General features: G+C 59.4%; 8 protein-coding genes and 1 pseudogene. 2 read left to right on the forward strand and 7 right to left on the reverse strand.

Annotated features, from left to right (window positions below):
- Positions 1-616: 616 nt before the first annotated feature.
- Positions 617-1,399 (reverse strand): aldolase/citrate lyase family protein, encoded by a 783-nt coding sequence (locus tag IVA95_RS32790; protein WP_247514263.1) that lies wholly within the window; start codon positions 1,397-1,399, stop codon positions 617-619.
- A gap of 169 nt (positions 1,400-1,568) precedes the next feature.
- Positions 1,569-3,020 carry a methylamine utilization protein MauJ gene (gene mauJ / locus IVA95_RS32795; RefSeq protein ID WP_247514264.1) on the reverse strand — a complete coding sequence of 484 codons (1,452 nt, stop codon included), beginning with the start codon at positions 3,018-3,020 and terminating at the stop codon, positions 1,569-1,571.
- A gap of 204 nt (positions 3,021-3,224) precedes the next feature.
- On the opposite strand from mauJ, the gene IVA95_RS32800 reads away from it, so the two are divergent.
- Together IVA95_RS32800 and IVA95_RS32805 are read left to right on the forward strand one after the other, a co-directional pair.
- Positions 3,225-3,407: a hypothetical protein gene (locus IVA95_RS32800; RefSeq protein WP_247514265.1), complete on the forward strand. Its 183-nt coding sequence runs from the start codon at positions 3,225-3,227 to the stop codon at positions 3,405-3,407.
- On the forward strand, positions 3,404-4,483 hold the full coding sequence (locus tag IVA95_RS32805) for an MFS transporter (RefSeq protein WP_247514266.1): 1,080 nt from the start codon (positions 3,404-3,406) through the stop codon (positions 4,481-4,483). Before IVA95_RS32800 ends, IVA95_RS32805 begins: the two co-directional genes overlap by 4 nt.
- Before the next feature lie 692 nt (positions 4,484-5,175).
- Here the strand turns inward: IVA95_RS32805 and IVA95_RS32810 are convergent.
- The 5 genes and pseudogenes from IVA95_RS32810 to IVA95_RS32830 form a co-directional block, all read right to left on the reverse strand.
- Positions 5,176-6,639: an FAD-binding protein gene (locus IVA95_RS32810; RefSeq protein WP_247514267.1), complete on the reverse strand. Its 1,464-nt coding sequence runs from the start codon at positions 6,637-6,639 to the stop codon at positions 5,176-5,178.
- 155 nt (positions 6,640-6,794) lie between these two features.
- Complete coding sequence (locus IVA95_RS32815; protein ID WP_247514268.1) at positions 6,795-10,112, reverse strand: adenylate/guanylate cyclase domain-containing protein; 3,318 nt, start codon at positions 10,110-10,112, stop codon at positions 6,795-6,797.
- A 1,024-nt stretch (positions 10,113-11,136) separates the two neighbouring features.
- Positions 11,137-11,289 (reverse strand): hypothetical protein, encoded by a 153-nt coding sequence (locus IVA95_RS32820; protein WP_247514269.1) that lies wholly within the window; start codon positions 11,287-11,289, stop codon positions 11,137-11,139.
- A 134-nt stretch (positions 11,290-11,423) separates the two neighbouring features.
- Positions 11,424-11,594 (reverse strand): hypothetical protein, encoded by a 171-nt coding sequence (locus tag IVA95_RS32825; protein ID WP_247514270.1) that lies wholly within the window; start codon positions 11,592-11,594, stop codon positions 11,424-11,426.
- A 1,362-nt stretch (positions 11,595-12,956) separates the two neighbouring features.
- Positions 12,957-13,397: pseudogene (locus tag IVA95_RS32830) on the reverse strand (helix-turn-helix domain-containing protein); the annotation flags it as partial.
- Positions 13,398-13,473 lie beyond the last annotated feature (76 nt).

Genomic DNA, 13,473 nt, shown 5'->3' on the forward strand with positions numbered 1-13,473 from the left:
CGCCGTCGGCCAGCGGTCGCTGAGCCTGCCACTCGTCGGATCCTGTTGCCAGGGAGCCGTGCACTAACACCACGGGCACGCCCGCCCCCCATGATTCTACGAACAGGTCGCTCATTGTTGGACTCCTCCTTTGGCCAGCCGGTGGTTGAACTCAGCTCGCTTCATGGCATCCGTTTACGATGGAACGCCCCACCGTTGTCCGCAATGGGGTCGGGTAGTGACCTTCTCTACGTCGAGAGCGGCTGTCAGGAGTTGGCACAAAGCGGACGTACCTGCGGCTGAGATCGATGTCTGCTTATGCAACGATTGTGTTGCAAAAGTCGAAAGTTGCAGGGCTCAAGATTTTTCGCGAAAACACTAAGCAGCGAGCGAGCGTTGATTCGTATGACCTCAATCGCGCTACGAAAGTCGCCTGTGAATTTTGCGCGAGGCCGTGAGGTCCCTCACATCTTGTACACGAAAGTCGCGCCCACGGCCCGCAGAATTTTGGTCATCGGCGAAAATCGACTTTTGCAACACAATCGCAACTGAAACGGACAACCTCGGCCTTCATTGCTAAGCAAATTCCATAACGCCTATTTTGCGAATCTGCCGGTTCTCTCACGCTCGCGTCGCCCTAATTCGTCACGGTCCCCTGCAATAGCTTGATGCCATGTGCGAGCGCGTTCTGCATCAACAGCGTGTCGACGCCGTAAGCGATCATGCGAAAACCCTTGGCGCGAAAACTGCGCGCCCACTGCTCGTTTCCGGCGAGAAAGCCAGGCGTTTTGCCGTGCTTCTTGCACGCCTCGACCAGGCTATCGACGGCCGCATGGAATTTTGGATTGTCGAACTCCCCGGGGATGCCGATGAAGTTCGTCAGATCGTAGTGACCAAGCCAGACCACGTCGACACCGTCGACCGCCGCAATCGCATCGACATTCGCGATGCCTTTTGCGGTTTCCACCAGCGCGATGACCATCGTGCGTGCGTTCGCTTGGGCGATCTTATCGGTCTCGCGCCCACTCGAATAGTCATCGTGGGCCGCTACATTGAAAGCCGCGCCGCGCCGCCCTGCCGGCGGATACCTGGTGCAGACGACGACCGCCTTTGCCTGCTCGGGTGTTTCGACCATCGGCACCATGATGCCCATCGCACCAATGTCGAGCGCACGCGCAATGTGGTGATAGTGATCCGACGGAACGCGCACGAGAGGCACTAGATCAAGTCCACGGCAGAATGCGAACTGGGCCTTCATCGTCTCGAAGCCGACGCCTGAGTGCTCCATATCGTAAAGGATGAACTCAGCGCCTGCTTCTCGGCAAATCGTCGGGTAGCCGGGCGTGAAGAATTCGAACGCCATCGTTCCGAACGCACAGCCGCCGGCCGCCAGGCGGGGTTTCAATGGATTTGGGCGCAACGCATTTTCTCCGAAGTGGTGATCACCGGAGTATGGCGAAGATGGTGACGAGCGTCTTTGAGGCAAACATACGTAGACCCCTAGTTTTGATCAATCCCGCTCTACAGGATGGAGAGGAACAGCGGACCGATGCCCGGAAGGCCGCAACTGACGATGTTCGGGAGTTTGTTCATTGGCATCGAGATATCGCCGATTCCGGCCCGACTGGAAGCTGATTTGATGCGCAAAGCCGCGAATTCGGGAGGCACTGTGGTGACGGACAGCCCTGGTGGCAGCGGAGCAGCGCGGCCAAAGCTTTTCCAGCCCCTGACAATCGAAACCTCACCCTGAAAACCGGCTTGTTGTGCTGCCGATGGTCCATTGTCGCTGCGGCCACCGGCCACACGTTACCACATAGGGCCAGGAACCGGCCTACATCGTCGTTCTGCTTTGATGCGTCGCGTAACACCTCGAAATTCGTGAGAAACCATTTACGTGCCGCTTCCTTGCCGTGGTTACGGATTTCGATGATCTTGTAGTAGTTCAGCACGGCATAGCTGATGAAGCCGTTCCGCTGGGCGTTACGCGCCTCGCGGTAGAGGGCGAGGGCGCGTCGTGCCTCCTCGGCCTCTGGTATCCTCCGGTCAAAGATGTATTCGTGGGCCGCGGTGAGCGCGAGGTCGCGCTTCGAGGCCGGAACCGGAACCGCGTTTCCCGACCAGCCATATTGCGCAATCGCAAAGTTATCGTCGCACCAGGCCATCACGCTCAGAAAGCGGTTGATGACCGTCATGGCGGTGCGTTCGTCGACGTGGTTCGCCACCAAGTCGATGTGGATCGACTGCACGTTATCTTTAGTCTTGGGCATGAGGACCAGCTGATACTGGTCGAACCGGACAAGCCGCTCCTCCTTCGGCCACGTAACCTGGTTGTCAACGCCAACATAGAGGAAGCGCGACCCGTTGCGTACGCCAAGCTTTTGGTAGCGCGCCCGCTCGGCATCCTCCGGATCGTATTCGGAACCATCTCCTTCGGGCGGCGTGGGGAAGCGCTCAGCGAGATCCCATTCCCGCGCCAGCCGCCGAAAGAATTCTCTGGTGAATGAGAGTTCGCGCAGCGTCGGCGCATCCATCCGGTCGCGGTCCGGATCGAAGCCGACGTCGCGCCCCGGGCAAAGCAACGAAACCGCCTCCTTCGGGACAAAAAAAGCGCGCCGCTTCTCTCCATCGCGCAGGAACACGACCTCTGCGCCGCCATGACTGTTGACGCCGGTTTCCCCGACGGTCAGAGTCATGCGAATGAAGCTCTTTCGGGCTTCTTCATTTGTTAGGAGCGTGGCGATGATGTGGCTGATCGTCTCGGCCTCGAAGAAAGACGCGCCGGGGCCTCCCACGGGCCGTAGCCCGTCGAGGACGATTGCCACATGTCCCGCCCAGGCGGGATGCGTCGGGACAAGCCCAAACACCGCAGCGGCAATATGGTCGTGAGTGAGCTTCTCCTCACGTCGCTCCCGTCCACGTGGGAGCTGGCCGCACCGACGCAGCGAATCGAAGCGTTGATCGAATTCCTGAGGCGTGCTGTGTGAGACATCGCTGTTCTGGCACAGTAGCCCAAGAATGCGACTAAGGTTCTTTGCGTACATCGCGTCTCTCTTTCCGCAACTCGTCCTCGTCTAGTCGTACGCCATTCGATAGTCCCGGAGCACAGGATTGGACCCAACCCGCGTAAGTCCCTCTCGGGAGATTGGTAAATCGAGCGCGGTCAGCAGATAGCAAAGCGATTCCATCGCCCGCGTTGATTTCGAGAAGGCGCGGAATTGGGCGTCGCTTTACGGATTGAAGTGACCATGGGCACTCTTGCCGCGAAAGTTGATTGCGCGCTTGAGATGCTCGACGGCCTCATCGGGCAAAATCCCTTTGCCGAACTTGCCTTCGACCGTGCCGACGAGGCGATTGAATTGCTGTTCGGCCGTTTCCGCCCTGATCCACGGACGGCGCCGGCGACCCGATCGCCAATCGTGGCGTCATGACCGAGCTCTTGCGCTTTTGCGGCCGCTGCGGAGGCGATGGCGTCGACATCTCCGGGAGAGAGGATCGGCTGCGCTTTCGCGATAGGGATGTCCTCAAGCCAGCGGCAGGCGTTCAGCAGCCGCTCCGAGGACACCATATTCTTCAGGCCGAAGCTTGTCGTCATCAGCGCGTTGGGGCGCCGCCAGACCGCGGCTCGGTTCATCCATGCTGCAAGGCATTCCCGGAACGAAGCGAGTTCCCCATCATCCCAGCATTGTTTGAGCTGCTCGCGATTGTCTCGGCCGGATGCGCTCTTATCATCTATCTTGTCGTCCCAGAGGTGCCGGCAGCTATGTCGGGCACGGGCGCACCAAGCTCTAATAGTCTAAGGACGGTTTATGCCGACCCACGCTTCTGGCGCCTGGCTCCACTTTCGGCCACCTGCATCGGAACGGCATGGGCGCTGCAGGGACTGTGGGCGGCGCCATGGCTCAGCGATGTCGAGGACCTCGACCGGCCGGGACTACTCTGGCATTTGCTCATCATGGCAATCGCATTGAGTTTGGGCGGGCTACTGTGGGGCGTTGCGGTCGATCGGGCGCGCCGACGTGGGATTGGACCGCGGCCGCTATTGGGCCTTGTCGCCACGATGTTCATCGCGGCTCAATTGGCATTGATCCTCCGATTGCCACTCCCGTCGTACGTGCCTTGGATCATCGTGGCGGCAGTCGGTGCCGGAACTGTCCTCAGTTACGCGATCCTGGCCGAGTATTTCCCAAAGGAACTGGCGGGTAGGGCCAATGCAGCGCTGAACGTCTTCCACATCGGTACCGCGTTTGTCGTGCAATATATGACGGGGTTAGTGGTTCAGGTCTGGGCTCCTATCGATGGGCACTACCCTGAAGTCGCTTACCAGACCGCGTTTGCTTTCAACGTAGGGCTTCAGATCGTGGCTGGGGTTTGGTTTGCGCTAACTTGGATTGTGACGCGACGAGGCGAGGGGAACGAACTTGGTGCATTCTCCCTCAAGCCGCTACACGCACTCGAAGTTGGGGGTAGGCGGCTTTTTCTGCAGGATCGCGAGAGCACGCGATAAGAGAACGGCGCCGCCGATCAGTCTGAGCCGCATAAACGTAGCGGTTGCCTATGACGTGCCAGGAACGACGGGAATGCTAGGACTGATGTGCTTCAGACATGGCGGGGACGTCCTGAGCATGTCCGTTCTTAAGAGGATTGTGTTGCAAAAGTCGATTTTCGCCGATGACCAAAATTCTGCGGGCCGTGGGCGCGACTTTCGTGTACAAGATGTGAGGGGACCTCACGGCCTCGCGCAAAATTCACAGGCGACTTTCGTAGCGCGATTGAGGTCATACGAATCAACGCTCGCTCGCTGCTTAGTGTTTTCGCGAAAAATCTTGAGCCCTGCAACTTTCGACTTTTGCAACACAATCAAGAGTAAAGCAGATTTCGCCTATTTGGCCGTCGATGTCGCCTTCTGACCGATTGTGTTGCAAAAGTCGTTTTGCCGAAGGTGTCAAAAATTCTGGGGGCCGCAGGCGCGATTTTCGTGTAGAGATCTGAGGGACCTCATCGCCTCATGCTAAACTAATAGGCGACTTCGGTAACGCGATTGAGGTTATCCGAATCGTCGATCGCCTCGCGTTTTAAGTTTTCAGCAAAAATTGGACTGATGCAACTTTCGACTTTTGCAACAGTATCGACCCGGAGCGGAAGTCGACGGCAAGAGCGGCGGACGCAAATGATGATTTGGCAAGCCCGAGCGTTCCTTCATTCCATGAATGAAAGAACTAAGACCCTTTTGGCACGATTGAACCGTGCGGCAGACGTGATCCTCTGCAGCGGTCTGATGTTCTGATTCACGCAGAAGAAATTCGTCGGGTCATCCTTGGCTTTCAAGGCAACAAGGCGATCATAGTTGTCGCCATAGGTAGCCCTGAGCCTGCTCTCGTCTCCATCGTCCATCATGAAATTCACATAGCCTCCGTCAGCCGAGTAAGGATGCACGGCCTCCCAATAGCCTTTGGTCCAGCGGGTGATTTCGCCCGCCTTTTGCGGATTGGGATCGATGCCGGCGATGACCATCGACCAGGTCGCGTCGCGCGTATTCCAGGCGGTGTCGCTCTTGCCGATGCGACGGACGGCGCCGTCGATCGGATAAAGATGCATGAGCGAGAGCGAGCTCGGCAGTTTCTGTGCTTGGGCGATATGGGCGTCAATCGCTTCGTCAGTCAGTTCTTTCACAAAATCGCCGCGCCAGTACCATTGCAGGCCTTTCGGGAAGAACGGATCGAACATGGACTGGAGGGCTGGATAGGGCATTTCGCCCATCCAGCTGAAGAGCGGCGGGGGTAGCGTTCCAAGCAACTTGGCCATGACCGCCTGGCCGTCTTCTGTCGGACCATTGTAGCAGGCGATGATGGCGCAGGCGCGCTTACCCTGATGCTCAGCCGGGAACGGGTCTACCGGCGGAACGGTCTTCAACCCGACAAAGGCCCCAAGCTCTTCAGGAGCACCAGGCAGGAAATCCCTGTACGTCTGCATGACAGTCCGGGCATCTTTGAGATCCCAGAAGATTGGACCGGCATAGACCATGTTCACCGGATGAGCCTGGAACAGGAAGCTCGTAACAATGCCGAAATTGCCGCCGCCTCCGCGCAGGCCCCAGTAGAGGTCAGCGTTCTCAGATTTATTGGCGGTGACAATGCGATCATCGGCGAGCACGACATCCGCCTCGAGCAGATTGTCGCTGGTGAGGCCATACTTGCGGGTGAGGTATCCGGTGCCGCCGCCGAGCGTGAGGCCGGCAATACCGGTCGTCGAAACGATGCCGGCCGGCACAGCGAGCCCATAGACATGCGTGGCGTGGTCTACATCGCCCTGCGTGCAGCCGGGACCAACGCGGACGGTGCGAGCGGTGGGATCGACCCGCACGCCTTTCATCAGCGACATGTCGATCATCAGCCCGTCGTCGACACTACCAAGGCCGGGCCCGTTGTGCCCGCCTCCGCGGATCGCCACCTGGAGATCGTTCTGCCTTGCAAAGTTGACCGCAGTGACAACGTCAGCGACGTCGGTGCATCGCGCAATCATCACGGGTCTCTTATCGATCATTCCGTTGTAGAGGCTGCGCACACCGTCATAATCGGCATCCGTTTGCCTGATGACCGGGCCGCGCATATTGCCGATAAAGGTTTCAGTGGCCATGGCTTGCATGATCTCCTCCTGTTCCACGCAATGATCGGCCAGTTGGGCCTGAGGTTACTCCCATTGTTGGGCTCCCGGCGGTTGCTCAGTAAAACGGCAGGGAGCCAGCGAACGTCATCGCAGAAATGGCGTCCCTTGATGCGGAGCGGATCTCCGCTAAAAAAACTCCGTCTACATTCACATCACGCTTCTTGCTGCCGAGGGGGGCTGGTGCGGTAGCGCAACTGCCCAAGCGCCGGACCGATGCCGAGACGCTCGGCCTCGGCCAACAGGTCGCCAAGCTTGCATGGCGTCTCTTGTCCAAGCCGGCACCGACCATATGCAGCAACGTCGCGGCCATAGCGGACGAAGAAGTTGGCCCAGGGTAACGGTTCTGGCCGCGTAAAATCCTCGAGGGCCGCGCTATAGCGCTCCGCGCCGTCCCAATCTTGAGAGTCCAGCGCGGCATCGATCGCGTACCGCAAGAACCACAAATGACTGTGGCTCACCGCGCCTTCCCGGAGGATCTCCTCGCCTTCCGTCAGCGCCGCTTGACGTTCAATTGGATCCTCAGTCGCGGCCGCAAGGCTGCCGAGGATCCACGGGCCCACAAAGCTGACCCCGGTCTCGCGGCTGATCGCCAAGGCACGGTACATCAGGTCCATCGCCTCCGAGCTACTCACCTCTGCGCGAGCGACCATGGCCAGATCAAGGAGGCTGGTCGCCTCGAACCTTTTGGCGCCGAGCTGCCGAGCGAGGATCAGCGCCCGCTCGGCATGCACCTTCGCACGCGCAAACTCGCCGGTCGTGCGAAACACGTTGCACGCCGCGTTGTGAGCAATGATTTCCGCCCGTTGATGCCCGACCCGTGCCGCCAACTCGACTGCCATCTGAGTGGTCGCGAGCGCATCGGAGAAGTCGTTGAGGTACACCTGGGTATGCGCGACCATGCTGAGATTGGCGACTTCGATGCGCCCGGCGCCGGCCGCGCGCGACAGCTCCGCGCACCGGCTGAAGTGCCGATGGGCGCTGGCCATCCGACCGCGCGCGTATTCGGCATCGCCCAAGCCGCCAAGCGCACGCGCCTGCAGCTCTGGCGAACGAGCTATTCTGGCGCAGTCGAGCGCCCGCTCATGCTCCTGCAGACACTCGACGAGCCTTCCGAGCGGGAAGTAGAGATTGCCACGCAGGTGGTGGATCCGCGCGCGCTCCGCCGCGAGGTCGTCGGTAGCCGCCGCGGTCGCGGCCTTGTCCAACAATGCAAAGGCCTCGTCGAAACGATCCGTCACGCGCAGGCCGGCAGCGAGCCCAAGCCAGGCTCGACACCGCTCGACGTCAACATCGGCGACTGCCAAGGCCTGCTCAAAAGCAGCAATCGATTCTGAGATTGAACCAAGGTCGTGCAGGATCTCACCCCGGAGCAGGGATAGCGCACTCACATCGGCCCGCTTCCTGGCCAAGGCAACCCCGCGCTCGACGAGACGCAGGGCCCGTTCGGTCCGGTACTCCGCTGCTTGCGCGCGTGCCGCTTCCAGGTAGGCCCGGGGAGCGCCATCGTCATCGCCTCGATCGAGATGCTGTGCGCACAACGTTAGATCACGGCTCCTGAACCAATCGGCCGCCCGCCGGTGCAACTCGCGGCGCCGGCTCCTGAGCAGCGTGTCGTAGACGCCCTCCAGAATCAGCGCGTGGGCGAAGAGGAAGTTATCGCCCTGCGGGCGCACTAGGCGATGCCGCACCAGGTCGGCACAATTCCACCAGGGCTGGTCGAGCAGGGCTGCCAGTGCTTCGGCAGTAAAGCGCTGCCCGAGAACTGACGCTGCTTGCAGCGCCCGTTTGTCGGGCAATGCGAGCCGATCCAAGCGTGCCTGTACTAAACTCCGGATCGACCCCGGGATGCTGCCCTCGGCGCTCTCCTCGGCATGACGCAGCAATTGCTCCAGAAACAGCGGATTGCCGGCAGCCCGTTCGATGCAACGCTGCGCGCGCTCGCCAAGTGCATCGAAATAGGCCTCGGCGAGCCGGTTGGCTTCGCTCGGCTGAAGCGGGCCAAGGTCGATCGTCACGATCGGCTGGCCGGCAACTCCATCGAGCGGCTCGCGCTCGATCCGCGAAGTCATGACCAGAACCGCTGGACACCCAAGAACCGTCTCGGCAAGGTTCGCTGCATGATCGAGAGTCGGCTGGTCAGCCCAGTGCAGGTCCTCAATCGCCAGCAGCCGAGGACGACGGCCGCTCGCGCGGGTGACGAGTTCGGCGACGGTCGCCCGCTTGCCGCGGTTGCGGGCGGCGTTGTCCATCGCATCATAGAGTGTACGGAGCTCGGTCGATTGCGGCACGTCCAGAAGGTCGTTCAGATACACCCGCCGCTCGTCGGCCAGCATGCCATCGGCGATGGTCTTCTCAGCAGCAGCCGCGATCTCTTCCTGGCTGCTCTCGCCCGACAGACCGAGCAGGCTGCGGACGAGCGAGCGGATCGCGTCCTGGCCGGAGCCCATTCCGAAGTCCAGCACGAGCCCGCTGTGACAGGCGAAGTTCTCCCCTTCGGCCCTCTCTTGCAACTGCTCGAGCAGGCGGGTTTTGCCGATGCCGGCCTCCCCGCGGATATAGATGGTGCGGCCGCGTCTTGTGTCCCGGCACTGCGCCAGCGCTGCTTCGAGTTGCCGCAGCTCGCGGTGCCGTCCAACAAAGCCTTGGCGGTCCGAGCGGGCCGGCTCACGAAAGGCGCTCAGTCGCCACGCCTTGACCGGCTTTGCGAGCCCTTTGATGGCCAGTTCGCCGACCTCGGAGCAGTCGACCCGTTCGGCGAGCGCACGGTGGACTGAATCCGAAATGAGTATCTCGCCCGTGGCCGCCTTATCCGTCAGGCGTGAGGCGAGATTCACGGACTCGCCGGTGACCGTGTACTCAACGTGGCGCGAGCTGCCGGTGCCGCTCGCCATAACCTCGCCACTGGCAATGCCGATGTGCACGCCAATAGGGCGGCCGAGCTCGGCCGCGAGCATGGGCATGCGGCGCCCGATGTCGAGGGCAGCCCGCACGCATCGCTCGGGGTCGTTGCCATATGCCATCGGGGCACCGAAGACCGCCATCACGCAATCGCCGATGTGCTTGTCGACAGTCCCGCCGTGATCGGCGACGCTTGCATCGGCAAGGTCGAAGAAGCTTCCCAGGATGGCGTGGACTTCCTCAGCGTCGAGTTCGTCGGCGAGCTTCGTGTAGCCGGCGAGATCGGCGAACAGCACCGTTACCTGCCGCCGTTCAGCCTCCGGCAGAGATGAAGCCATCCGCGATATCGAGGCCGGTGCGCCTGAGACAGAAAGGGGCGTCGGCGCCGTTCCATCACGCAAGGCCGCGATCGCGGCAAGCAGTTTGCGGCGGTGGCCGACCGAGGTGACGCCAATCCCGATCAGATCGTCGCCGGTTAGCTGGGCAAGGACGTCGGCGTCAATGTCATTCTCGCGGAACGCTTGCTCATATTGCCCCAGCCCCAAACCGTGCAGCCAAGCCGCAATGTTCATGGGTGCCTCCTGGTCGGTTGCTCCGCAGAACACCAGATCCTTCAGCCTACTCCAAAATTTCACAATAGGCGCTGTGAAATGTCAGCGCACCCGAGGCCGTGGTGTAGCCGATGGCATCTAAGACTAGAGGGCGATGTCGCCGCGCGCTGAAAGACCAGGCGCTATTCAGCAATTCGGGCGAAAGCGTTTCGAGTGCAGACTGAGTCCTGCGCGTCTGGGTTAACATTTATCGAATATTTGTGACCATCCCGACAGCCAATGCTCCAGCTATCGATCCCGGATTCGGTGCCGCCTTGATACACGGTCCTAACAACAACACCGCAAGCCTGCTTTTTGTTTTTCAGAACGGAGGTCCAGAAAGCGAGATGCCTGGCCTGATCCAGTGCAAGTATCCTCGTCGTCGTTTGGTTGGCCGCGCAGGCCTTTTAGAAGGCTCGGGAGCTAATACCCTGGATGGTACGGCTGTTGATGCAGTGGCATCCGCCTTTTTGGAATGCAGATCAGCACCCAGAACAAAAAGGCAGCAAGCCATATGACGACGAAGCTCGCGACAAGCACCAGAAAAAAAATGGGCGGACGCCTCATCATGTCCCTCCCTCCCGGAGATCGAGACATTGGCGGACATCGCGGCGTCGCGAGGTCCGCAGAAACCTAACGAATTATGGCACTTCGCGAACAACGCCGATCGCTGCGACCGCCTACGTGCGAGGCCTTAAACTTCGACGAGCAGTACTCAGGGGGTGCCGCACCAACGGCGGCGGGTTCAAGCAGCGGCGCTGATGTGTCGTGGAAAAGATGGAAGGTGGGGGCTGACTGATGCCTTTTGGAACCGTGTCAACTCGGCTCGAACCGTCGCGTGTCATTGCGTTGCCGAGCAGCGAAACAAGTCGCATAACGGCGAGATGCGAAACGTGGCATCCATTGGCTGGATGTCGAATTCGGCCACACGCGACCTTATCGATCGGCGGCAGGATGATCCTGTCAAGGGCAAACACAACTCACGAATTATGAACGCGTGGAGGTTTCAAAAAATCGCTGGGGCTATCGTATGGCAGCCGCGAGCGTCCATGTCCTTTCCGGTTAGATCTGCTCTCTTAAGTTCATCACGCGTGATGCCCTGCGCATGCGCGGCACCAATCAGCATTGCAAGAGACGATGCGAGAAAGAGCCTTTTCATGAACGCCTCCCTATGGAAACCACTTCAAAAGCAATCACATTAGCACGGCATTGAGTTTAGACGGACCGACTGCGGAGGCAAGATATAAACGCCGACGAAAAGCCGCTAAAGCACGCATGCATGGTCGGGGCACATTATTTCTTCTTAACTTCGGATTTGAATGAGACGCCCAACCGCATTGCAACTTTGCGAATGCGCTCAGGGGTGCGCTTCATGATACGAGCGGCTTCCTCTAAAGACTTCGACGCTTTGGCAAGTTCGATAAGGCGACGATCATCTGCAAAAGACCAAGACTTGCCAGCCATCGGTGAAGCGCTCCGTACAAAAGACAAAGCCGCCGAGCGGAGTATGTTCGCTGACGGCTTTGCTTGGGGACCGGACGAGGGCAATTGCCCGGCGGTTCTATCGATAGCTCAACTTCTCGATAGAGCAACGCATGTTGCGCGTTAAGCTAACTGCTCAACCTTACCGATGCAGATATTCAAGCGGCGGTTGCACGACTTCCGTATTTTTACGGTGCCGGATGGTCAGTGATGGAGTTCACTATTCGGTTCTCCTTCTGACAAACATCGCGCTTTTCATCCGACGTCAGGATCACCGCCATAGCCCTCTAAATCTTAAGCTGTTGAAAAGCACCGTGATGGCTCGACGTTGACCACGGTGACCTTTACGTCGGTCGATAGGGCTCTTCCCAACCCGCGAGGAAGCTAACCGACCATGACGCGATTGACGTTCACCAGTGCAGCGATTAGCGCCACGCTGGCGCTGACCCTTGTCAGCAACCAAGGTGCTCAAGCCCAGACCTTTATGGGGGCTGGCGGCTTCCCTTGCGGGAAGTTCGTTGCTTCCGCTAGCGACTGACCCGAAGCGCACCTAGCGCGGTTGCCCCGAGATGCTGCTTGCGACATGACGCGATCATCGGACTCCTTCACCGCATCAAACAGGCGCTATTATTCACGCGCGCTAGGACGCATGGGACTAAGCTCGGCCGCATCGGGTCAAGCCCGCTGTAGAGGCGAGAATTATCGAACTGCGGGCCAGCCGAGATGGCATCCCAGGATTGGTGAGCAACTCGGCATCGATACCACCATGGTGTAGCCGGTTCTCAAGTAGGAGCTGTGGCTTGCCCACCAGAAGGGTCGCTTAGACATCGCTATAGACACGCTGTGTTTCAAACATTGTTTCAAACACTCACCTTCACCAAACTACGGCTGAGAGTCGAAAAGCGAACCGACACTTGAGGCCCATTGGTATCTAGATGGTACGCAATGAGGGTTGCGGGACGCGGCCGTGTTGGAAGTGTTGATTACCAGGCGAGGCCCGACCAAGTGGGAATGGCGGGTCTGTGACCGCTACGGGGCCACCATTATAGGCGGGTTTGAAAGCACCCGACCAGCGGCCAACTACCGGGGGAATCGGGCTCTATTTCTCCTGTTGTCTACCCGCTGGATTCGGTGATCGCGCAAGCCCGACCGGCATTAGGAGGCAGAACACGGACGTACAACAATCAATGCGCTTCCGCCGTTCTCTTGGAACGGGAGTCGTTGCCAATGGATAATTGCCAAATCATCCCGCTTCCGCTGAATGAAGCCATGCGGAGCAAGGGCGATAGTCGTTCTTCCGGGGATCGCGGCATGTGGAGCCTACTCGGGAGGCGATGCATCGTTTCACGAAGAACGATCTTGGATTCCTATTCGGCCAAAAACGGAATGTAGATCGCCGGAGTTTTGGTTGCCGGAGCGGACTGACTGCGAGGCTTCGTTGTATCCAGCGGAAAAAATCTGGTGATATTGGCAGCTCATGACCTTGTAGCACTCACATGCCGCTCCTTCGAGCCGCGGTCTGTCAATCTCGACCAAGCCCCGCCGGCCAGATCGTACAGCACCCGACGCCCGTAGTTTGCGCATAACCAGCGTCACTGTCGTTCGTCGTACTCCAAGCAACTCTGAAAGCGTTTCCTGCGTTAGCAATACAGCATCAGCGTCGATCCTATCGTGGATGTGGAGCAACCATCGGGCCATGCGGGCTTCGACAGGATGCAGCGCATTGCAGGCGGCCACATGCTGAAGCTGCATCAATACTGCCCTTGTGTGGGTCTGGACTATTGATTTCTAACGAAATCATACGCCTCTTAATCAGCGGGTTCCAGGTTCGAGTCCTGGTGCCTCCACCAACTAAATCAAG

This window comes from Bradyrhizobium sp. 157 (genome assembly GCF_023073815.1).
In the GTDB taxonomy this organism is placed as follows: Bacteria; Pseudomonadota; Alphaproteobacteria; order Rhizobiales; family Xanthobacteraceae; genus Bradyrhizobium.